Source organism: Microbulbifer maximicatervae (SeqCode), assembly GCF_056232625.1.
Window position 1 is genome coordinate 519,547 of sequence record NZ_CP174324.1, and the last position, 21,298, is coordinate 540,844.

Consider the following 21,298-nt stretch of genomic DNA (forward strand, 5'->3'; position numbering starts at 1 on the left):
TATACCATTACAGCTTACATAGTCGTCCCCTACCGCGCAGGAGGATAGCACCCCCGAGCAGCTAAGGACAGTTGAGTTGTCTGGACACTGTAATGAAACACTACAGTCGCCTCCATCCGTGGGTATTGCATGGCCGAACTGAGCAAACGCCAAAAGTAAAGCGGTGGTTACTAAGCCGAGAATATATCTAATTTTTTACATTGTTTCCCTACCTACTTATTTTTATTTAAATAGTTAAAACGTACGTCTGTTATGGTTGACACAAGGTGAATCAATGTGTCGGGAGGGATTCTATATGCCGGTATTTATATTCTCAATTGACTATCAATACATGATATTACAAAGGTAATTTGTACAAATTGTTATTGTTGTTTAAGATGCAATCTGTATTTAAATGAAGGTTGTATATATTTCCAGTATTTGTGCCCGGGGGGCTGTATGTTCACAGCTGCTTTGGTTTTCATGCAGCGACCATCTTTTCTTAAGCCGGCCCCAAAGCCGGTTTTTTTAATAGTTTAAATTATTGCTGGAATAATCTCACTTCTGACCTTAACAGTTATGAAGCCATAAGATAGTCGTAGCTAGAGTAAGGCTGGTAACTACATCTTATTGCTATGACTGGAGTTTTACTTTGCTAGTTTTTGGTTCTAGCGTACAGTTTTTCGGCCTTGTGCCTAGTTGAAATTTTTTGTAGTGTCTGTGGTGCAAATTTGCATGTTAAGGACGAATGGTTTGTTAAGCTAGGATTTCAAGGAAAGATATAAATGAAAAAAGTAATTTTCCCATTGGCGCTTGCTGCTATTTCAGCATTTGGCTCGTCTGCTGCATTCTCAGCTACCCCATACAAAACTGACCTTTGCACAAGTTGGGGGCTAGGTGGTGATACTAGTAAGGTTGAAGGTAGTAGGTACGTTATAGTTGGCTCCACTAAAACCTATAAACATGAGGGTGGCTCGGCGTTCTATAATGAAACTGCATTATTTGACACCAAATCGGGCTATGTCGGGTCTGACGATTATAGTTACCAGGATTTTAAGTGGGTTGCGAAAAAAAATATTAACTTCCCAAGTCGTGGTTCAAACTTTGTATCAATAGGTATTCCGGTTCCGGCTGAAGTGGGCGGCAAAACTAACTTGTGTAAAAACATTAACGTCCAGTCTGCGCCGACGATTTCTAAGAAAACTGCTAGTACAGGTACTGTTACTGGGAGTTATCGTGCTGAAGTGACCAGTACTTATGACACTGTATACTCAAAAGCAGCTATTGAGGGGGCTGGAATTACTTATAGATGGAACTTCAACCATACTACTTCCAGCATGGGAGACTTTTTTAAAGTAACGTCTGTCCCATATGTCAGTGCAAATCTCGGCGTTAGTGGGAACTATGAAGTGACTGCTACAATTTCTGATGGTGTTTATTCCGATACGGTCTATTTAAGTACTGTGAGGTATAACGAAGGTGTTCCATGTAACGACCCCACGGATTGTCATGCGGAGCCTTAGGGGAAGCTTTGCACCTACAGCCATTTAAATAATTATTATATCTATCTAAAAAATGGCCCGCTTAATGCGGGCTTTTTTGTGTCTGAAATTCAAGGGGGGATAGTTTTATTGTACATCTAAGTGTTAAGTGCTTACGCATCATTCCTGGTGCGAAATTAAGACGGGGTCTTGCTATAAAATCTTGCCCTTACTTTTGGTCTTTTGGGGTGGGTGTCAGTTTAGGTTGGCAAGACAGGTGGCGCTTCGTAAAATAACTTTATTCTTGTGCTTGAGCGAATTTGTTTGTAATGTGCTTACCGCAAATTTAACCGCCAAATTAATTTATATTTTTGTGGCTGTTAGTTTGCTCTTTAAATAAGGAGTTCAAGGATAGATTTAAATAAAAAAAGTAGTTTTCCCATTGGCTATAGCTGTTGTTTCTGCATTTGGCTCTTCTTCTGCATTTTCAGCAACACCATATAAGTATGACTTGTGTGCTGGTGATCAAAGGAGTGGTGACACAAATAGTGTTAAAGGGGATAGGTATGTTTTGGCTGGATCATCTGAAACCTATTCTCATGAAGTTAGTTATTCAAGCGGAGCGGCTGATAAAGTAGATGGTAGGGATGCATATTTTTATACCGGTCAAGATCTCTCTGGGTCTGATGAATACAGCTTTCAATATTTTAAGCAGGTGGCGAAAAAAGTTATACAATTCCCAAGTCGTGGGTCGAACTTCGTTCAAATAGTCTATTCAATCAAAGATGAAGGTACTAATTTTACGGCTTATGACTCGCTTTGTAAGAATGTAAATGTACAGTCTGCGCCAACTGTTGCAAAAAAAGAATCAATAACAAATCCAAGTACTGGCAGTTATCACGGAGAAGTAACTGCTAGCTACGACACAGAGTACTCAAAAGCAGCTATCGAAGGGGAAAATGTACGGTATTTATGGTACTTTCAACATTCAAGTTCCAGCATAGCTGATTTTGGAATAGAAACATCTGTTCCATTTGTTGATACTCATTTAACTTATAGTGGCGGTTATTCGATATTTGCAACGGTTTTTGATGGTGTATATTCGGATACAGTTCGATTGGGTGGCGCGACCAACTTAGGCGGTATATCAATATGCGTCACCCATCCCCAGGATTGCACATTTGAAGATTAACAGTGACTCAGGGCCTGTAAGCTTTATATAGAACTTACGGCTTTTACTCCCACTATGTTGGTCGAGAGCCCGTGTTAGACGCGGGCTTTTTTATGCCTGAGATTTGTCCTTAAGTGGCGCTATCGTTATTTTAGTAATTGTAAGTTACTTTTACCCGATTCATGCGGGTTTTTTTATTCCCAAATGTTGAGATTTCCATGTTCCGAAATGACTACTTCACGGAGCCGGAGCCGGAGCCGGAGTTGGTCTGTCGTTGTTGTGGCAGAAATTATTTCAAAGATGAAACGCTAATGCGCCTGATTAGAGTTAGAGAGCGCTTCGGCAAGCCAATGATTATTAACTCTGGTTATCGCTGCCCAGCACATAATGCCCGGTTAAATGCCACCATGACCTCGAGTCAATACCCGGCGAGCGTACCCGCCCCGCAGTCTGGAGCTACTAATAATTTCAGCCATATCAAATCTACTCGGCAAGGTCATAGACAAAGCATTCCCAGATAAGATGGAAGCCAATCGCCTAAAAGCTCAGGTTGATTCGCAGCTGATTTCAATGGACCTGGAAGAGCTAAAGGCGGCAACCCAAGTAATCACGGTAGAAGCCTCGGGGGAGTCATGGAGTCATGGCTACAGAGAAACTGGCGGCCAGTAACGATGCTCACGTCCGTTGGGTTGATTGTATTTCACTGGCTAGGCTGGACAGCTCAAATCTAAGCGAGGACCAAACCCTGGTCCTGTTAGAAATAGTAAAAATCGGCCTCGGTGGTTATGTCGTGGGGCGCAGCGCTGAGAAAGCAATGAAGGCTTGGAAGCAATCATGACCCAACAAACAGAACACTGGCATCTCAGCAAAAGCATCTCTATCACTCAGATAGCCAGCATAGTACTTTTAGCTGCTGGCCTATTTACCAGGGGCTCAGATGTAGAGAAACGCGTAGGTGAGAACGCGCAAGCAATCAAACACGAATCAGCTATGCGTGCCCTAGAGCAAAAACACATAGCTGAATTCAAAGACGAAATTAGAACACGACTCAAGCGTATTGATAGCAAGCTGGAGCGGTTGATTGAGAGAAGGGAATAGTGGCAAGGCAAAGCAGTTACAGGGAGGAGTTCGCTGAGCAGGCTGAAAAACTCTGCAAGTGGAACTAGGTGCAATACCTCGGGCGATGCTGAGTACAGCAGCCAGCACTATGTGGCTTGTTGGGGAGTTGCGGCTGCGGGAGCGGGTTGGCAAGAGTGCACGGGCTATTTTCAGGGCAATGCCAGCGCTAATGCAGAAATCAATCTAACCGGCGAAAACACTATTGCACAGCCAGCAAAATTGCAGGTGGATGTACGCTACGTTTCGCCATATGTCATTGCCAATTTTGACGGCGATGACGTGGGGCTTACAAAGCTGGATTACGTCCGCATTGATAAGGTTGAGCCCACGGGCAATGGACTCTATCTAAAGATCAACACCAATGCAGCACTAGAAGATAATGCGAGCCCAGGGGAGGCGCAACTGTGCGGATTTGATGCCAGCGGCAACCCGGGTAGCAATCTACCGGGTTGGTTTCTCTGGGGTGGTCAGAGAGTGGCGATTGCGCCCGTTCAGCTGAACCCAAGCCTGTCCGGACAGTTTTATATTGCCACCGATACGGATGGGGCCTGGACTTCCAGTCGCTCAGCAGTGGTGGTATCAATTGAGCGCGGGCTGTACCGATGCCACTACTACTACGGCGCCACTACACAGCGCGAATATTTCACACCTTCAGACAGGATGCTGATTATTGGTGAGATTTATCTGTCCGCAAATGAGGTCATTGATGGCGGTGGTATTTACCAAAACCCACGCCCGTTAATTGGCTTCGCCCAGTATATGAGCGGCCTCAATGAAAAGGGCCAAATAGCCGATCAACGCAGCCTGCAACAAAATATGGGCAGCATCGCCAGTTTGCCTACCAGCAGTGCGGTGCTGCCTGCATCGGATGACGGTTCTACGGCCAAAATTTCTATTGCCGCGCACTCCGTGCAGTATGCAGGATTTACCGTTAACTATAACAGCGGCTCCATAACGGGGCTTTCTTTTTCCACCACTTACTACGTTTACGTAGACGATATTGATTTTGCCGGTGGGGCGTCACTTATTACGCGACCAAGGAAATCTGGAAGTTGGCGGCCGGAATTGGGCGGCGAGCCGTGGGCACTATCATCATGCCCGCGAACGGTGGAAGTCCTACTTATCCAGAGTTGCCATATTGCGTTGCCGCGGGCAGCTACTTGCGCAACGACCTATTGGCAGAGGATTGCCGCCCTGGCGATTTGGTTCACTGCTGGGATCTTGGCGACAGTGATACTCATCTAGCACCGATAGAAACGGTTAGGCCCGAAGATAAGGTGCTGTGCGTACTGCTCACCATTAAGAGTGGGGCACAGGTTATCTGCAGTCGAGAAACTCCAGTGACGGATAGTGCAGGGCGTGTCTACTTAGCTCAGGACTGCCAGGGGGTGGAGCTCGGAGTTCTGCATGAAGACGAGCCTATGACTTGGGAAACAGTCGTCAGCGTCAAATGCGCAGGCCCTCGCACCGTCTACAAAATCTCCGTCGGCAATATCAGCTATGCCGCCGGTGCTGACCCGCAGCACCGAGTCATTACCCATAACGCCTACAAACCTTAATCGATTAGGAGCATAAGGAATGCCCACCTTTTCCCCGATAACGGTGCCGGACTTAGAGGCCTGGCAGTTTGCCTACACCATCGACGATGGCCACAGCGCCGGTACGATTGTACGAGCTGCAATTACGCAAAAGGCCGAACCCGCAAGCGCCGAAGCGCAAGCAGTAGCTGTGCTTAAGTGCGTGATTGCCGTGATTGATGATCAGAACAGCGTGCAGACCGATGCCGCCGGAGATCCGATGGATAGGGTCTACGTGACAACGAAAACACTCACCACAGATGCAGGACAGCCGGTCAATGTGGTTGACGAAGCAGCTGGCCTGGTTTCTGACTGTATTGGTGAAGTGGCGAATCGCCTGGCCGTGCATAATTCTATTGCGGCTATGCCGATTCCGAGTGGATGAAAGAATTTAATTAGTGTGGGAAGCTTTTTGGGATAATCATCGAAAACAATAGTGTGCTAAGTGTACCAACCTCTACAGAATAGAGGTTGGTATTTTTAAGCTAGTTAAACTTAATTTCTACTCACAAACAGATTGAGGATATTTGCCTGCGTAAGAAGGGCGGATTACACAAGGTTCAGCCCAGCTGCCTGGTGCCCAATAATCATCTGGACTGGGTAGCAAAGGAACTTGCGCCTTACAGGAATATCCTGAAGGGAAGCTGCTGCCATATTGCAAACCACCCCCCCACATATCGATATATTTTGTGGTGCATGTTTGAGGTGTGTTGGCCGTATCAGTATGCCAGATTACACCGCCATCGGACTTATACAGAACAAGGTTACCATCGTCCTGCATTACAAGCCGTGAATTTGCATACTCAGATTTGCCAGTTTTAAAAGCTGCCCAAAGGGCTTTGCCACTTGTACTGTAAATTACAAAATTACCAGCCCGCTGCAATACTGCTTCAGAATTTGGATTTGCCCCCGTATTGGAAGACCACAAATTTGTAGACCAGGTTTCACCACTGTTGGAGTTTGTGTGGAGTTCATTTACAGCTAGGTTGCCACCAGTTTGCATGCGAAGCTCGTACTTCCCATTGTTGGATAGTAATTTTTGGCCTGGTAGGAGTTTCTCGCCACCTTCTAATGCATTTTTAGCATTGGCCTGTCCAGAAAGGGCAAGCAGGGTGGAGAAGATAAATATAGAAATTTTTTTCATTAAGTTGAATCCTTCAGCTTAAGTTTAAATATCCCAGCCTGAACGTAGTCAGGCTGGTGGCGCCAATTTAATTTATTAGTTGCAGTCTTACAAGAATATTTTTTTGTAATTATTTATTTACATCTGGCCCTACTGGTTGTTCAATTGATTGGAAGCTCGATCAGCTCAATCTTTATTGTTGGCTTCCTGTGTTAAGGGCGTTAGTTACCTTGAGTCAATACTTCGGATATTTTTTAGGACAGAACCCTGATAATCAAGTGTTTGCCGAATATCTTGGCAGTTCCAATCTGCGAAAAATAACTTTATTTTTTGCTAGACTAAAACTGACCTAAGCATTGTTATATTTTGGGTATATTTTGTATTGTATATGCTGGTTATAGCCCTTCTATGCAGGTGTAAACTGAATAGTTCGGTGTCAGGAATTTTATTCGGTGGTGCTCTTACTTTTTTTCCGCCTTTTGTTTTTATTTATATTATCTATCTGACTTTAAAAAAGAGTAAGAGTTGCAGTTCTCTTTTATGAAAGCCTTGATAAAATATTTTTTGGTATAGCCTGTACTTGTTCTCCTAACTTGTATTCGGTACGATCTCTCAAAAGAACAATGAGGGGGCATCATGCGCCTGATACTACCTGTCATATTATCCACCGCCCTGTCTGGTTGTTTCGAAGCTGAAGCTAATACCAATGAGTACGACCGCCACGAATGGCTTCCAGGTTGGGCTGATACTGACAGAGACTGCCAGAGCACCCGCTATGAACTGCTGGGTCAGCTCTCCCTGGCCCCAGTAACCTTCGCCAATGAAAAGCTGCGCACTCTAGATGCAGGCCTCTGGCATAGTTCGATTGCTGCTATGGCGATTCCGAGTGGTTGATTAACGTATTGCGGTAAGAAGCTGGGGTGAACGTTGAATATCAACGGCAGCAGCGGCTGGCTTTAGGTAGTCTGAAGTTGCTGCAAGCACCAATCTCTTCCTGAGCATATTTTCCCAGAGAGTTTTCCTGCAAGTTGGTACCGCAGCTCCATTCAAGTGCCTTTGTTTAAAGCCAACAAGTTCTGCAAGCTAGCTGCAGTATTGAGGAGTGCCAGTCAGTTTGTTAACTAGTGGGGAAAGTATGGTATTTTTGCCAGTAAATTTATCGGGCAGTGGCCAGCCAAAGGGGCTGGCAGAGAGCAAGTAGGTCGCTCAGTACGCGCCAGCTATAACCTGGCCAGGCAAGATCGCCCAGCCGGAGGCTGGGCTGGACAGCCTACGCTTCGCTTCGGCTGCCCTTGCTGGCAACGTTATCTTTCAAGGAGGTTCTGTGACTTGGAAATGCCAAAACTGTAGTACAGAGATCGAAGAATCCAGCTTTGAAGTTTGCTGGAACTGCGGCTGTGAGAGAGGGCAAGCAAAGCCACCTGAACCGAAGATCCAGGCCCTTAAATGCCTTCGCTGTGAGTCGGCGATGCTAGAGCTAGGTTCCAAAGAGTTTCACGAGGGCACTCGATGGGGCGCAATTGGAAATCTCGGGGAGTTGTTTGTAGGTAAACAAGCGCTCGATATGTTTGCTTGTGAATCCTGCGGCAAAGTTGAGTTCTTCTTGCCCAACGCTGGCGAAAGATAACAAGGCGCTGTAGGCGTATTTCAGCTAGCCCGGCTCTGCTCGTGCCTCGTAATTTTAGTCGGGCAGTCTGCTCCCGCTAAGTGGAGCGTTATAACCAATTCAGACATAAGAGATAATTTTGAGAGCAGTCCATTTATTTTTTATCGTTGCCTTTCCAGCTAATACCTATGCGTGTTTTATTCAACCCAAAGGATTAGTCGAACAGCACGTGTCAGAATTTTTCCTTCTCTTAGGGATTTCTGCAACGATTCTAATTCTTGCGCTTGTCATACGCTACTTAACAAATAAGAAGCGTCTATGGGTACCAATAATTGGCGCGCTAGTTGTAGGCTACATTCCTGTGTGTATGTACTTTCTTTTCATGGAAGGTATCGCAGGTCCTGGAGGTGCTTGCGGTAGACCTGAACTCTTAGAGGCAGGGCAAACACTCTTAGTAGGTTTCGTAGCTATCCTAGTGTATGAAATCTTTAAGTATTGGAGAGTTAAACGGAGCAATGGGCTATAACAAATTGCTGAAATACGTTTAGGCCGTGAAAACTGCGCCCTCACCGGACTGCCTACACTACGTTTTGGTTGCCGTTTAGCAAAGCGTTAGGCGATTTAAGGAGAGTCAGTGAATAAATATATTGTAGGTTTTTTGGTGTTCGTACCTTCGTGCCATTTGAGCGCAAACGAACCAGTCCAATTTGTCGAATCTTATCTTAAGGATTTTAGTCAGCAATCTGAGTTGACAAAGTATTTTGTAGAAAAGCCTACCTTTATATTTGGCCCTCACACATATGTGCCAGAAACTGCAGAACAAGCTGGTGAGTTCATCTTGGGAATACGGACCAAATTAAAAAAATCTAGTTATGGCAGGTCGCGCATAGATGATGCAGAAACAAAAGCTGAAATTGATAACTATCATTTAGTGACATTTACTCTAACGCGGTTAAAAGAAAGCGGGAAGGTTTTGGATAAGGTATGCAGTACATATGGAGTTTTAAATACAAAAGAAGGTCTAAAAATAGTCAGTTGGCAGCCTTCAAAAGTAAAGCAAAATGGGGGTTGCTAGTGGCGCTTAACAAGGTATGATCTTGCCGCAACATTTGAACAATTTGTTCAGTCAATTAAACATGATGAAGAGTTCGAGTAACAGAAACATAACAAGGCAATTAACTTCGCTCCAGCCCCTTCAAGGCTTCTGCCGGACCTCCGCTTTGCTCCGGCCGGTTATTGCGGGCGTTATAAATTATAAGGAAGTATCGTGAAAAAAATATTTATTTGTACAATATTCGCACTTAGCTCTAGCGTAATAGCCAATCCATATAAAAATGAATTTGTTGAAGTTTATATTCAGGTTCAAGAAGATAGAAAATCTTTTAAACTTGTTTGTCAGCCTAAGGTGCCAGTAGGTAAATTGCCCAATAATTGGGTTGCCACTTGCAACGAGATTGGAAAAAAGCTATTGGAAGTAGCTGTTGACAGTGGCGTGAAAGTTCAGGCAGTTGACAAAGCTTTTGGTATGGCTGGTGACTTTGCGCAAAAAACTTCTAACGAGTTGCCAAAAAACATTGTTCCTGAAGAGATTGTTAGTCCTACGTTCGGCGACCAATGATTTATAACAAGTTGCTGAAATTTGTTTCGGGCGCAAAAATCGCGCCCTGTACCGGATAGTCTGCACTGCGTTATGAGATCGCTATGAATAGAGTATTGTACATGCTGCTCTTTCTGTTTGCTGAGAGCTCTATTGCTTCCTCGGTGCTCACGGAGCAAGTTATTACTCACAAAAATGTGCGTAAACTTGGATTCTCAATAGCAATTGAGGTTACACCAGAGGCCACATCAATAAATTTAGTCGGTCCGAAGAGTATCAATGGCAATTGTTTCATAGGTCGCAGTGGCAATGCGCTAATGGACAAAGACGGAAACGAAGTAGCCGTATACACAACTCAGCTTCAGGGTTCTGTAGTGGCACCAGTTGCGTCTGGGTACTACACAAGTAATGAAATAACCATGAGTATTTGGATGGACTATTTTTGCCCTCCGGGCGAGGGAAGCAAAAGTCGTCGATTTATAGTGCCTTCAGTAGCCAAATATCTCATAACAAGTTTAGGCACCGGACAGTAAACTGTCGGTGCTAAAAACGTTATACATGAAGTGCCAATTTTCTATACAAGGATAGTCCATGAAGAAATTAGTAGTTCCAGCAATTGTTTTTTTTATAGCATCTTGTAGCAGTACGTTCACTAAAACCGGTGATGTATCTCATAATGCATTTAGTCAGAATTGTGAAGTTACTGTTTTCACAATACCTCCTAAGAGAGATTTTGATGAGCTGGGTGTTGTTGAGTTTAAACTCATCCCATTTGTTGGTTATCCAAGAACCATTTCATCAGCTAAATCTCAAGCAAGCCCACTGGTGTGCGCAAATGGTGGTAATGCCTTGCTATTATGGGAAGCAAATGGTATTGGGCAGTATCTAAAAGGCACTGTTATTCGAGTTAAGTAAGTCACATAGCAAGTCGTTACTGCCCTACGGGTATCCACCGGACAGTCTACGCTTCGTGCGATCTGCCACAGATCAATACGTTATGGATGTTGAGTATCACGAAGGAAGCTGTGTGGATATTGAAAAATGGGAAGCTACAAGAGCAAAAGGTAAGGCTCGCTTTATTTGGGAGATTGGTTTTTGCCTTTGGGGGCTACTGACTGCTCTCATGTGGTCCATTACCATGGAAATTGCTGACCCATCGACCCCAATATGGCTGCGACCTTTGATTGCCTTTATTGGCTTTCCGCTCGGCGGTTTAGGAGTTGCTTGTTTTATGTGGGAAACAAGCGAGGCAGAGTACAAGAAAATTAAAAGTTTATCAGATTCATAACATGTATCTGCAGGACGACCATCAATATGCTTGTTTGAAAAACAGCAAACACATTGATGGCACCTGAGGTGGTCGTTTACAGGCATCACCATACGTCAAGGAGAGTCAGGTGGTAGCGAAACCAGCAATTCTATTGTGGGCATAACGGCAGTGGCATTAGCCGCGGCTTTCCCTTGCCAGAAAATGACCACAAAGAAGCAGCATTGAGCCTGGATCAACACCTGACTACCAGTCAAGCAATCATTGGTCAACACCTACGTAAGTACTGAGGAGGCGGGATCATGTTCTGTATGATGGTAAGATCGCTTACGAATCATGAATTTTAGTAAAGAAATAATATGTGCTTCATAAGTATTGATAAACAACGAATTCCAATAGAGAGCGCCAGCCTCAGTATATTTCTTTGGTCTGAACGTGTGAACATCCAGACTGGAGAGTGGTGTGACGATGCCATGGTCAGCGTAACATATGATTTTGAAATTACAGTTGGCAAAAATTCGGGTGAGGATGGTGCTTTAGCGCCAAGTTGTAGTTTGTGTTTTTTGTCAGAAGATGTGCGTGAGATCAAACATCTTCCGTTAGTGAAAAATTCGAAACCCTATTGTTTCAATCTTCAAAAGCCAAGCTCGTGGGATGCATTTTTGGGAAATGATTTTTGGGATTTAGAAAATAACCGCATGACAGTGAAAAGCTTTGATGGAAAAAGCGCTGAAGTTCGCTGGGAAGCCGAATACGGTGAAGTTGAAGGGCGGCACACGTTTCTATTTGAGGGGCTAGTGCATTTCGATCATATACTAGTGAGGGCGCATACCGAAGGGGATATTGAAGCTGCTATTTCTCAAACCTGGAGCCCCGAATTTTTACGTGATCAACTATTACTGGTTAATAAGAAAATTGATCCAGAGCTATCTCAAGAAAACTGGTTGGCAAAGTACAAGCTTCTGGAAAATTCGGCGTGATCGAATGCGCTTGCGGTAAATTACAAGGTAATACGCATATATTCATCACTGCGATGTGATCATCTGTATTTGCTCTATCACGATGCACTTTGTGCGACCCCTCTAAACAGTATAGAGGGATTACCATGCGCCTAATTCTATCAATTATCCTAACTACTGCTCGTCTGGTTGTTTCGAGGCTTAAGCCAGTACCAACGAATACGACCGCCAGGAATGGCTTCCATGCTGGTCTGATACTGACCGAGACTGCCAGAGCACCCGCCATGAGCTGCAGGTTCAATTCTCCCGGGCTCCAGTAACCTTCACCAATAAAAAGCGGCACGCTTTAGCCGTAGAATCTTTCTCCGCAAAAAACTGCATGATGTTCATTTATCACAAAACTGAACGATCGTCTCATTTTAAAGAAGAACCTTACTCAGTTCGTGCACTTGTTAAGATGCTGGGGCTTATAGTGTGACACACCGGTGCCATTTTCGGAGGTGTGACATTACAGGAGTACCAGATTGATTTTTAGGTGTAACAATTGCTTTGAATTTGATGGGTCGGTCTATGGCCTGATTTAGCAGAGTGCGGTAAGTTATGTATTCGTTACTGGATAACAATACTAGGCTAGGAGGCCGCTATGGGATTTGGTGGAATTAGTATCTGGCAATTGATCGTAATATTGTTTTTTATAGTGCCAATAGTGCATGTACTTATTTCCAGCCGCTCTCATGGTGGAGCAAAATTGGGCTGGTTCTTCGGGGTTTTTTTCTTTTCCTGGTTGGCCTATATCGTATTTCTGATATTGACTCAGCCAGTGAAGGACACTAAGACCAAGTTGGCAAGTGGCGAACAATAATTGACTGTTTTTCTATTTTATAACATTAAATATGGATGTTGGTTATGGAAGAAAAGAAATCGGTAGTTAGTGGTAGTAAAGGAAGAAAGACTATCGCTAGCCTGTCGAATATCTGGGCGGCACTTGTTGGCTCTGCATCTTTCTTAGTCGCTGGTTACTGGGGGTTAGCGCTTAAAGATATTATTCCATTAGCTATAGACGCAACGAATAAAGATGGGCTCTCTTTCACCGCATTATGGTTTTGGTTGCTCATGGGTGTTTTTGGTGTATTGATCTGGTTCTTTGCTTGCATAGTAACACGGTGCCACACAACTCTCTACGATCGTCTATTTAAATAGGCGTTAGCCGTGGATATTCATCCTTATCTCGTAGCTACTCTCAATCACTCGGTGAATATGTCGGCGAAACTCCTGTGGCAATTTTGTAAATAGTCGGGCTGTTAGCAATGGAAAGGGAACCTACGCAAAGTGGTATAGGATTCTCAATCCCACACACTTCCGCCAAAGTAACCCTACTAGCTCACACCATAATGGCAGTAAGTCCGCAGATAGTCGTTGCAAATCCGTTTCCATTTTCGATATTTGAGATGACACAAACCCCATGTCCAACGGATGACACACGGCTAACATTGCAGCTGGTAAGGCGTGTGATTTTATAATTGGTTCAGCAGGGGCATAGATTCATGAAATCCGGGGTAGGGCTGGTAGAGCTTACCCTCGCTCGTTGGGGCAAGGTGATATATTAGCCGCTGGCCAGCCAATACGATCAGACGAGACCATGTAGGCCATCGATAAGATTAATCAGAAATTTGGTCGAGATATCTTGTTCTTGGTGCTGAAAGTATCAACAAGATGCGGTAATAGCATTGCTCTTTAGCTTATACAACACAGCGGGATCAGTCGCCAGAGATTGCAGTCTAGGTTCTGTGTAAATATACAGTTTGTGAGTGTGGCAAAAATTGAGAGGCTGAGTGATTTCGGGGTTTATGAGAGGTGCGAGCCGCCGTACCAATTACACATGGATGATTGTAACTATATGATTATTATAAGGTTATACATTTGATTGTGACTCCTGAGGTCGCGGGTTCGATCCCCGTCGGCCATCCCTGATTGTTCCTTGTTTATAAAGGGCTTACAAACTGACCTATGCGAATTTTTTCGTTTCTGTTTCGGTGTGGCAATTTGGGCCTTAATCTATATTAAAGCTTTGTTTCTAGGTGTTCCGTTAAAAAGATTCAAATATTAGTTAGGTGGGTATACTGGAGCCGATTATAGAGCTTTTGGGTACGGTGGTAGGCAGTGAAGAGTAGCAGATAGAATTTGTTGTTAAGAGAGCGACTGGGAAGAAGCTCAACTGATCCTACTCCCTTTTATCATACGATATGAAGACTTTTATGAGTAGCTTGGAGGCAAGCTGGTTATCCAACTTCAGATAGAAATTTCTAATCGCTGTTCCTATGCTGCTTTCGCTCCTAAGCCTGAACTTGTGGCTCGGTGAGGGTGAGTCCCTTCTCCACCGTAGTCCCAAGTTCTTTTAATCTAAGTTTGATTTTTTTTAGTCTGATCTTAGTCAAATGCTTCGAACGCCACGAGGACACACAAGTGAACTGTGTTTACGCAGTTCACTGACGACTTGAACCTGTCGATGGTTAGGCTCCTAGAGAAGGGCATAAGTCAAGGCTGTTTTTTCAATGGCTGCGTCAACATGGTTCTTACGGTTGGCTACCCATCGATTCTTCTCAAGAAGGGTGTCTACGCCACGAGTTGAAACGGTGTCCAAAGAGTCTCTCGATACATCCAGAATCATATCAGCTTTGACGAGTTCTTTTACTGGATTGAGCTTTGGATTTTGTGTTTGATAATGCGATTATTAGTATGGATCATCGGGCTTGTCTTTGGTTTTAGGTCTAGGTTCCAGCAGCAAAACAGGTAAACACCTCCTTTTCATAGGGTATTTCAGATTAAGATTGAACTAGTCCATGTAAGTGGTTTTTCATGAAATTTCCATTTCACCGAGATACTCCTATGGCCAGCACAGTTTTACCACTAGCGCTATAAATTTTTGTAAGCTGGGATACGCCTGTGTCGAAGCTACTATTTCGAATCATATGAGTAGCTTTAAGATCGGAGTAATTTCTTCTTTATACTTGCTGCTATTGGTAATTTTGGGTAGCGATACCCGCAGAATTGATAGCGCACAAGTATTGTTGGAAAGTAAGAACTTCTTTATTTACTGAATAGCCACATAGGTATCTGCTATTCGATACTGCTAATAAATGTGCGAGGGTTTGCGAGCCTACTTTACGCGGGCTCACAAGCTGGCTGAATACTATTTAACAAAACTTAGTTACAGCCTTCACCATTGATTTGGCAGATTGTTTCGGGTAGTCATTGATTTCACTCTCAATCACATTTCCATCGATAATATTAAAAATTCTCGCCTTATTAGTTCTCTTGTCGAATATCTGTGCCCAGTGAGTAAATTGATCAGTTTTGGCAATCTGTTCTATCTCTTTGTAGGCGTCTTCCTCATTGTGAAATGATCGCTTGAAGTCCTTTATTCCACCCATAAGCAAGTTATAAGTACCTGTAAATAATGCGTATCTTTCCATGGGATTCTCCAAATTTATAAATCTGGGCTCCGAGTCGGTAACCTTAGGTAGTTGCTGTCGGCTAAATACGCCGAAGCGCGGTTAGCTAATTTCTCGGCTAGAAGTATGTTTTATCTTTTATAAAACCTACATGCTAACCATGCACTCTAATTTAACCCTTTTGTATATGTATAGAAGCTTAACCAGTACATGCTCTTGCATTTTGAGGAGAGTTTTTGTCGTGATCTGCAACATGTTTGCGCAAGAATAATAGGTCTAAATTACTCTAGGCATTATATTGTTCGATATATTTTTATTTTTGCTTGTTTGTGTGGATGAAGGGGGAGGATTTTCAGGCCCTCTCGACCGCTCTTAACCTTCCTGGCTTGATCTAAATGTTTTGTTTTAGCTTAAAGGATAGAATTTCCAACTCAGAAGCTTGATCGATATGTCCTTAATTGATAATGGATGCTTTGTTTAGTTAATGAATTTGGTGGCGATATTTTCTAGATTTGTGCATTAGTGCTTAATATTTAAATGTATTATATTGCTTAAAACTGATGGGTGCATTTAGAGTGGTTTATCAATCAGATTTAAGTACTTCAATGGTTGATTCTTTGGTTGGGTATACGTGAACAAAAAGAACCTTGAAGGCTGTAAGAGTTACTTTTGTATCTCTTATATAGTTTAAATAGGTTAAATGAGTCAATTCGTGCTTTGTATGTGAGGGAAATAGTATACCTAATACTATTTCTCTGTAGTATCTATTTTGGAATGGTTTTTGTTTGTGTCTGAGCAATAGCTCTCCTCTTAAAACATAGGAAACTTATAAATGAACAACGCGCTCAAGATCGTTACTTGTCTGGTTTTAACTATGATGGCTTACAATAAGGTTTTGGCTCTTGATATCCTTGCTCACAGAGGAGCTTCTGGTGAGTACCCTCAAAGTACCACCCTGGCTTTTGATATGGCATTGGAGCAGGGGGCAGATATTCTAGAGTTGGATATACATTTGTCGAAAGATCAGTTTATTATTATCAATCACGATGCAGACCTTAAAAAAAATGCTGGTGTCGCAGATAAAATAGAAGATTTGACTTTGGTGGAAATAAAAGCATTGGATGCTGGGTATGAGTTTACCCTAGATAATGGTGATAGCTACCCATTCCGAAACCAAGGACTCGTACTCTTAACATTAAATGAGCTATTTGAGCGCTACCCCAGTGCCATTTTTAATATTGAAATTAAACCAAATAATAAGGTCCTATCAGAAATACTATGGCAAGTAATTGTTGACTATAGAATGGAGCAGCAAGTTACTGTGGCTAGCCAGCATAATAGGGCTATGGGCCATTTTCGTGATATCAGTGGGGGAGAGATTAGAACGAGCGCAACAATCGGTGAACTTATAGAGGCCAGTCTAGCCTGGAGTTCGGGCTTTGGATGGGCTTTCAAGCCGGACTTTGAAGTTGCCCAACTGCCATACAGTATTACCACTAAGCCCTATGTTCGCTTTTTTCAGAGTAAAGGCGTGGCCGTCGATCTCTGGACAGTTAACGATATAGATGACATTGAGCGCAGTATATCCCTTGGTGTAGATGGGATTATTGGTGATTTCCCTGGGCGAGTTTATCAACTACTTGAGAGTGCTGGAGAACGGTAATTTTTCTCGATGCGAGTCAGAATTGCCGAGTACAGAAATTTTCTTGTAAAAGAATAATGAAGTTAGTGTTAACTTGATAATTTCAACCTTAAAAAGTCAGTGCTTTATTGACTTTTTAAGGTCCTAGGAGACGGTGATATCGATCTTTATGGGCAAAAGTAGCATACAAAGAGTTTGTGTTTAGCCTGGAGGCAGAAATCTACATACTTCATTGAGCCTACCGAAACTTCAGATTCAACAATTAATGAGGGTTGGGAAAGACCTAGCTGCAATCTATTTCGGTATACAAGAAAAGTACTGTTGGGGAGGTGTGCTCTGATACCGACAGGCCTCCACTTTCTAATACTTACATTGTTAGTCGATAATTCGACCTTCGGTTTGCTGTATGCAATCCGTCGGTGAGACTGCAATTAGAAGCTAGCATTCTCTACAGGCTGTTGTGTCAATTTCCAGGGCTAGCCCGCTGTCGACGACATTGTTTCTAGAAGAAATATGGCTGGCCATTTTTTGAGCCATTTTCATTCCATTTTTTGTCGTATCTCTGGATCCAATTATTGCAATGCTAGGCTACTTAAGTAAGCTAATATTACCGCGTGCACATACAGTCGAGAGGGAATTGGGAGTGTCTTCTAGTCCATAGGGATATTTGCAACTACCACGTTGAATCTTGACTACTACCATTGTGCAAGCCAAAAGAGTCCCCATACTTTCTAGCAAATCTCATTAACGCGTAGACAGCTAACAAAAAGTCATAGCCGCAACACATGAGGCTTTCATATCAGGTTTCTTTCGGCCTTTGAGTGACCCCGCGTTTATAATACAAATCCTGTTGGAGAAACAGTAGGCTTCTGAAATGAAGCTTTGTTTTGGGTGCGGGGCTGGGAATGTAATGTCATAGTTGCCTTAAGTTATACAATCAGATCTAGGGCGAGACTTGTTGAAAACGATGAGTTGACAGTTTAAAAATAACAGAAAGCCCTGTAATTGATGTCTTCTGGTAATGGATTTTTTGTGAGATAGACTTGTGCCAAAATAGAAGAGAGCTAGGGCTGTATATGAGATTTTATTAGGTATACATTTTGCTGAAGTTGGAAGTTATTCTATTGATATCATCTGCGTGGATAAAGATGTTCATCGTATAGTAATAATTGTTTGCGTGCGACGCAGATGTGTCCTGTTCGTTTGTTGCTTATATCTCCTCGACCTTTAATTTTTTAAAGCTCGCGGGAGGTTTGGTCAAGAAAATGATAACTTCTGACCTCCTATGACTGTTTGAGAGTTGTGCCGTAATCGAGGTTTTAGTCCGCTCGGGTTGAATACAAAATAGGTGGTATTAGATTGATTTTTTAATTTTTCCTCTTTGTGCTTCGAACTCTTTTCATTTAAGCTGTGGTGGAATCGGTGCTCGATAAGTTCAGTTGTTATTAGTCAAATATACTGGAGGGGGAATATGTACAATACTATCCTTTGCGCTATAGAAGCGTCTCAAGAAGGGAGGTATGTGTTGTCTAAAGCGGTAGAATTATCTAAGAAATTTGATAGCAAGCTAGTAGTTTTAAATGTGCTGCCTTATAGCTTCCTGCCCAAGGATTATCAAAAAGAGCTGAAAGAGAGTGCAATTCCGAAGTTTGAGGAGATTACGGAAGACTTTGGGGTTAGCAAGAGAAATCGGGCCCTTAAAGTGGGAAAGCCTTATGAGGTTATCTGTAAGGAAGCTGAAAAAAGGAAGGTGGATCTGATAGTTCTGGGAACTCACTCCAAGAAAGGTTTGAGTTCCCTGATTGGTTCTACCGCTAATAGCATAGTGAACTATGCACATTGTGATGTAACTTTGGTTCGAATCTAAGTTATAGGGCCATAGTCGATTTAAAGTTTGCCTTCTATTCGTTCCTTATTAGTGATCACGCTTTTTGTAGGCCGGGCAACCGGAGTTTGCCCGGCCTATTTTGAATGTTGCTGTTTAGTTGGACGTAGCTTGGGCCGGGTAATCTGGCTCCTCGCCCTTGACTTCATTGTCTTCTGAGGCGGGAGCATTACGCAGCACCAAAAAGCCAGCTGTCCCAGCGATAACCGATGCTAATAGAATGCCGGCTTTCGCCTGAATAAGCAGTTCATTTTGCGAGCTAAATGCTAGTTCGGCGATAAAAATGGACATGGTGAACCCAATACCTGCGAGCAATGCTACACCGACAATATGTTGGAAATTCGCCGCTTTGGGTAATTGGCCCCAACCTAGCTTCCAACCTACCCAAGTGGCCCCTACAATCCCAAGCAACTTACCGACCACCAAGCCAAAGATAACCCCGAGAGTGACCGGGTTGAGTACTGCTTCGGAGCTGCTGAAGCTGTCGACCGGAATTCCCGCGTTAGCTAGTGCAAAGATAGGTATCACTACAAACCCGACCGGTATGTGCAGGCGAGTCTCCATTCGTTGTAGCGGAGATTGGGCTAAGTTCACGCCATTACCCAAGCCCATTACGCGAGCTCGTAAATCATCGTTAGCGATAATCTTGTCGCCTGGGCGGAAGCAGCGGTCGAAGCTGCGAATGATATCTTTTACGAAGGTACTAAATGCTACAGGATCGTATTTTGGCTTGGCAGGTAGTGCCATAGCGGTAATGACACCAGCGAGAGTAGCGTGGACACCGGCTGAGTGAAGTCCGTACCACAATAGACCTCCAACAAAGACATAGGCTGCGGATCGGCGAATACCCGCAGCATTGAGAAGCCCGAGCACTATAACCAGGCCACCTGATGCGATGAGCGCTGTCATGTTTACTTGCTCTGTGTACCAGATGGCAATAACGAGAATTGCCCCTAAATCATCTACGATCGCTAGTGCGACCAAAAAGGTCACTACTGCTCGTGGTACACGGTTGCCTAGTAGTGCAATACAGCCTACCGCAAAGGCAATGTCTGTTGCCATCGGGATACCCCAGCCTGGACCGGCTTCGGTACCTAAATTAAGGGAGCTGTATAGTAGGGCGGGCACCACCATGCCGCCGATAGCGGCCATCACAGGTAGTACTGCCTGACGGAGATCTGAGAGTTCTCCCACAAGAAACTCTCGTTTTAATTCCAAGCCTACCAGAAAGAAAAAGATGGCCATTAGGCCGTCATTGATCCAGTGATGCAGGGAAAGGGAAAATGTCCAGTCTCCTGCACCTATCGCAATAGGCATATGAAGTAGGTGCTTGTAAGCCTCTTGCAGAGGAGAGTTGGCAATAATCAAAGCGATAAGCGCAGAGAGCATTAGTAATATACCACTGCTGCTTTGGCGATGAATAAATTCCTCAAAAGGAGTAACCAGGCGACCAAATGCCTCTTCTAGCGGGGCTTCAAAAATTTTTCCTTTGCGAATTTTAAATCTATTTAAAACCCCTTTACTCATCGTTGAGCATCCTCCTTTATCGGCTATAAACCCTAAGAAATATAGGGCTGTTTTTTCTCAATTCAGGCCCAAAGATTACCATGGAACTTGTATTTTTAACTAGATTAAAGCGCGTCACTCGGTAGCCGGTCGCAAATATGATGAATGAGAAAACCTGCGCAATTGTTGGGGGTTTGTTTGCTTCGTGTGAGAAAGTTGAGGGTGTTGATGATTTGAAATTAAATGACGCTTTTTATCGGAAGGTGACAAGCTTGAGTCTAAGGCCATGAAATTTTAGTGTATTCGGATTGTAAAGAATAATAGTTTTTTATGTTAACTATAATAATCAATTGTCTATGGATTTGAATGGTCTACTTTGGTTTGCCTAGCTAGTCCAATAGGGTAGCGATGTTCCTAAGTTTCTTTGCTTGAGGTTAAGGAGGGTAGCATTGTATAGGAACCTCCTTGCCAAATTTCCCTAGCTGCTATTTGCTTTCCTGCTGATGATTCAACGGCATATAGTTCATTGGAGCGAGTAAAAGGGGCTACCGGAAAGGGCTTACATCCCCGGTGAGAATTTATAGATTTATAAAATAAGTAGATCGACATTGGTGGCGAGCGTTTATGTCTTGTGACTAGTGATACTTCTTCCTTTATTGCACTCAATTTATAGGGGGATTGGTGTAAAACTCTAAGGTTTCTATCTACTCAGCCTCTGCGTTACGAAGGGATGGTAATGGCTGAGTGGTTTAAATGATGGTGCCTGGGCTAGTGTTCTTGACGCAGATTCCAAGCAAAAAAAGTCTTATCAATAGGGCTATTTCCCCCAATCGGCCCCACTATTAGAACAATGCCACTTTTGTTGCTTATGCACACAAGTCTTTGAGTTGCATCGACACGTTATAACACGGGGCTTTACGCTTACAGTTCAAAT

The 21,298-nt window shown here is 43.5% G+C and carries 24 protein-coding genes; 20 read left to right on the forward strand and 4 right to left on the reverse strand.

The annotated features are described in order from the left end of the window. Positions 1–764 precede the first annotated feature (764 nt). The 9 genes from ACJJI6_RS02315 to ACJJI6_RS02355 all read left to right on the forward strand — a co-directional run bounded on the left by ACJJI6_RS02315 (position 765) and on the right by ACJJI6_RS02355 (position 5,712). Entirely contained in the window at positions 765–1,502 is a 738-nt protein-coding gene (locus tag ACJJI6_RS02315; protein ID WP_475712385.1) for a hypothetical protein, read from the forward strand. Between the two features lie 400 nt (positions 1,503–1,902). Further along, positions 1,903–2,652, forward strand: coding sequence for a hypothetical protein (locus ACJJI6_RS02320; protein WP_475712386.1), 750 nt, complete (start codon positions 1,903–1,905; stop codon positions 2,650–2,652). Positions 2,653–2,849: 197 nt separating this feature from the next. Next, the gene (locus ACJJI6_RS02325; protein WP_475712387.1) at positions 2,850–3,152 is read left to right on the forward strand and encodes a D-Ala-D-Ala carboxypeptidase family metallohydrolase; all 303 of its coding nucleotides are present in this window, start codon (positions 2,850–2,852) and stop codon (positions 3,150–3,152) included. Between the two features lies 1 nt (position 3,153). Continuing rightward, positions 3,154–3,300, forward strand: a complete 147-nt coding sequence (locus ACJJI6_RS02330; protein WP_475712388.1) for a hypothetical protein — start codon at positions 3,154–3,156, stop codon at positions 3,298–3,300. Continuing rightward, entirely contained in the window at positions 3,272–3,469 is a 198-nt protein-coding gene (locus tag ACJJI6_RS02335) for a hypothetical protein (protein ID WP_475712389.1), read from the forward strand. Before ACJJI6_RS02330 ends, ACJJI6_RS02335 begins: the two co-directional genes overlap by 29 nt. Further along, positions 3,466–3,729: a hypothetical protein gene (locus tag ACJJI6_RS02340; RefSeq protein ID WP_475712390.1), complete on the forward strand. Its 264-nt coding sequence runs from the start codon at positions 3,466–3,468 to the stop codon at positions 3,727–3,729. The genes ACJJI6_RS02335 and ACJJI6_RS02340 overlap by 4 nt, the downstream gene beginning before the upstream one ends. Before the next feature lie 111 nt (positions 3,730–3,840). Then, the gene (locus ACJJI6_RS02345) at positions 3,841–4,995 is read left to right on the forward strand and encodes a hypothetical protein (protein WP_475712391.1); all 1,155 of its coding nucleotides are present in this window, start codon (positions 3,841–3,843) and stop codon (positions 4,993–4,995) included. 95 nt (positions 4,996–5,090) lie between these two features. Continuing rightward, entirely contained in the window at positions 5,091–5,309 is a 219-nt protein-coding gene (locus ACJJI6_RS02350; RefSeq protein ID WP_475712392.1) for a hypothetical protein, read from the forward strand. A 19-nt stretch (positions 5,310–5,328) separates the two neighbouring features. Next, entirely contained in the window at positions 5,329–5,712 is a 384-nt protein-coding gene (locus ACJJI6_RS02355; RefSeq protein WP_475712393.1) for a hypothetical protein, read from the forward strand. 117 nt (positions 5,713–5,829) lie between these two features. On the opposite strand, the gene ACJJI6_RS02360 is transcribed toward ACJJI6_RS02355, so the two are convergent. Continuing rightward, positions 5,830–6,471, reverse strand: a complete 642-nt coding sequence (locus ACJJI6_RS02360; protein ID WP_475712394.1) for a hypothetical protein — start codon at positions 6,469–6,471, stop codon at positions 5,830–5,832. 615 nt (positions 6,472–7,086) lie between these two features. On the opposite strand from ACJJI6_RS02360, the gene ACJJI6_RS02365 reads away from it, so the two are divergent. The 9 genes from ACJJI6_RS02365 (at position 7,087) to ACJJI6_RS02405 (ending at position 13,079) form a co-directional block, all read left to right on the forward strand. Continuing rightward, a complete protein-coding gene (locus ACJJI6_RS02365) occupies positions 7,087–7,344 on the forward strand; it encodes a hypothetical protein (protein WP_475712395.1) in 258 nt (85 codons plus the stop codon). A 430-nt stretch (positions 7,345–7,774) separates the two neighbouring features. Continuing rightward, the gene (locus tag ACJJI6_RS02370) at positions 7,775–8,077 is read left to right on the forward strand and encodes a hypothetical protein (RefSeq protein WP_475712396.1); all 303 of its coding nucleotides are present in this window, start codon (positions 7,775–7,777) and stop codon (positions 8,075–8,077) included. A 613-nt stretch (positions 8,078–8,690) separates the two neighbouring features. Further along, complete coding sequence (locus ACJJI6_RS02375; protein WP_475712397.1) at positions 8,691–9,131, forward strand: DUF6841 family protein; 441 nt, start codon at positions 8,691–8,693, stop codon at positions 9,129–9,131. Positions 9,132–9,323: 192 nt separating this feature from the next. Continuing rightward, a complete protein-coding gene (locus ACJJI6_RS02380) occupies positions 9,324–9,674 on the forward strand; it encodes a hypothetical protein (protein WP_475712398.1) in 351 nt (116 codons plus the stop codon). 83 nt (positions 9,675–9,757) lie between these two features. Next, positions 9,758–10,186: a hypothetical protein gene (locus ACJJI6_RS02385; RefSeq protein ID WP_475712399.1), complete on the forward strand. Its 429-nt coding sequence runs from the start codon at positions 9,758–9,760 to the stop codon at positions 10,184–10,186. A 58-nt stretch (positions 10,187–10,244) separates the two neighbouring features. Next, positions 10,245–10,568: a hypothetical protein gene (locus ACJJI6_RS02390; RefSeq protein WP_475712400.1), complete on the forward strand. Its 324-nt coding sequence runs from the start codon at positions 10,245–10,247 to the stop codon at positions 10,566–10,568. Positions 10,569–10,680: 112 nt separating this feature from the next. Next, positions 10,681–10,941, forward strand: coding sequence for a hypothetical protein (locus tag ACJJI6_RS02395; protein ID WP_475712401.1), 261 nt, complete (start codon positions 10,681–10,683; stop codon positions 10,939–10,941). Positions 10,942–11,357: 416 nt separating this feature from the next. Beyond that, positions 11,358–11,900, forward strand: a complete 543-nt coding sequence (locus ACJJI6_RS02400) for a hypothetical protein (RefSeq protein ID WP_475712402.1) — start codon at positions 11,358–11,360, stop codon at positions 11,898–11,900. A gap of 885 nt (positions 11,901–12,785) precedes the next feature. Further along, entirely contained in the window at positions 12,786–13,079 is a 294-nt protein-coding gene (locus ACJJI6_RS02405; protein ID WP_475712403.1) for a hypothetical protein, read from the forward strand. Between the two features lie 1,994 nt (positions 13,080–15,073). On the opposite strand, the gene ACJJI6_RS02410 is transcribed toward ACJJI6_RS02405, so the two are convergent. Next, complete coding sequence (locus ACJJI6_RS02410; protein ID WP_475712404.1) at positions 15,074–15,352, reverse strand: hypothetical protein; 279 nt, start codon at positions 15,350–15,352, stop codon at positions 15,074–15,076. A gap of 811 nt (positions 15,353–16,163) precedes the next feature. On the opposite strand from ACJJI6_RS02410, the gene ACJJI6_RS02415 reads away from it, so the two are divergent. Beyond that, the gene (locus ACJJI6_RS02415; protein ID WP_475712405.1) at positions 16,164–16,994 is read left to right on the forward strand and encodes a glycerophosphodiester phosphodiesterase family protein; all 831 of its coding nucleotides are present in this window, start codon (positions 16,164–16,166) and stop codon (positions 16,992–16,994) included. A gap of 417 nt (positions 16,995–17,411) precedes the next feature. Here ACJJI6_RS02415 and ACJJI6_RS02420 read toward each other — a convergent pair whose 3' ends face one another. After that, the gene (locus ACJJI6_RS02420; protein WP_475713433.1) at positions 17,412–17,555 is read right to left on the reverse strand and encodes a DNA-processing protein DprA; all 144 of its coding nucleotides are present in this window, start codon (positions 17,553–17,555) and stop codon (positions 17,412–17,414) included. Positions 17,556–18,444: 889 nt separating this feature from the next. On the opposite strand from ACJJI6_RS02420, the gene ACJJI6_RS02425 reads away from it, so the two are divergent. Beyond that, a complete protein-coding gene (locus ACJJI6_RS02425; RefSeq protein WP_413662467.1) occupies positions 18,445–18,840 on the forward strand; it encodes a universal stress protein in 396 nt (131 codons plus the stop codon). A gap of 114 nt (positions 18,841–18,954) precedes the next feature. Here the strand turns inward: ACJJI6_RS02425 and nhaA are convergent, their stop codons facing one another. Further along, on the reverse strand, positions 18,955–20,385 hold the full coding sequence (gene nhaA, locus ACJJI6_RS02430; RefSeq protein WP_444897729.1) for a Na+/H+ antiporter NhaA: 1,431 nt from the start codon (positions 20,383–20,385) through the stop codon (positions 18,955–18,957). Positions 20,386–21,298: the final 913 nt, after the last annotated feature.

Bases quoted from the DNA above. Each gene is read 5' to 3' on its own strand.
- ACJJI6_RS02390 (WP_475712400.1), top strand. From the start codon at position 10,245: ATGAAGAAATTAGTAGTTCCAGCAATTGTTTTTTTTATAGCATCTTGT.
- ACJJI6_RS02365 (WP_475712395.1), top strand. From the start codon at position 7,087: ATGCGCCTGATACTACCTGTCATATTATCCACCGCCCTGTCTGGTTGT.
- ACJJI6_RS02330 (WP_475712388.1), top strand. From the start codon at position 3,154: ATGGAAGCCAATCGCCTAAAAGCTCAGGTTGATTCGCAGCTGATTTCA.
- ACJJI6_RS02325 (WP_475712387.1), top strand. From the start codon at position 2,850: ATGTTCCGAAATGACTACTTCACGGAGCCGGAGCCGGAGCCGGAGTTG.
- ACJJI6_RS02360 (WP_475712394.1), bottom strand. From the start codon at position 6,471: ATGAAAAAAATTTCTATATTTATCTTCTCCACCCTGCTTGCCCTTTCT.
- ACJJI6_RS02425 (WP_413662467.1), top strand. From the start codon at position 18,445: ATGTACAATACTATCCTTTGCGCTATAGAAGCGTCTCAAGAAGGGAGG.
- ACJJI6_RS02335 (WP_475712389.1), top strand. From the start codon at position 3,272: ATGGCTACAGAGAAACTGGCGGCCAGTAACGATGCTCACGTCCGTTGG.
- ACJJI6_RS02385 (WP_475712399.1), top strand. From the start codon at position 9,758: ATGAATAGAGTATTGTACATGCTGCTCTTTCTGTTTGCTGAGAGCTCT.
- nhaA (WP_444897729.1), bottom strand. From the start codon at position 20,385: ATGAGTAAAGGGGTTTTAAATAGATTTAAAATTCGCAAAGGAAAAATT.
- ACJJI6_RS02405 (WP_475712403.1), top strand. From the start codon at position 12,786: ATGGAAGAAAAGAAATCGGTAGTTAGTGGTAGTAAAGGAAGAAAGACT.
- ACJJI6_RS02315 (WP_475712385.1), top strand. From the start codon at position 765: ATGAAAAAAGTAATTTTCCCATTGGCGCTTGCTGCTATTTCAGCATTT.
- ACJJI6_RS02415 (WP_475712405.1), top strand. From the start codon at position 16,164: ATGAACAACGCGCTCAAGATCGTTACTTGTCTGGTTTTAACTATGATG.
- ACJJI6_RS02340 (WP_475712390.1), top strand. From the start codon at position 3,466: ATGACCCAACAAACAGAACACTGGCATCTCAGCAAAAGCATCTCTATC.
- ACJJI6_RS02355 (WP_475712393.1), top strand. From the start codon at position 5,329: ATGCCCACCTTTTCCCCGATAACGGTGCCGGACTTAGAGGCCTGGCAG.
- ACJJI6_RS02410 (WP_475712404.1), bottom strand. From the start codon at position 15,352: ATGGAAAGATACGCATTATTTACAGGTACTTATAACTTGCTTATGGGT.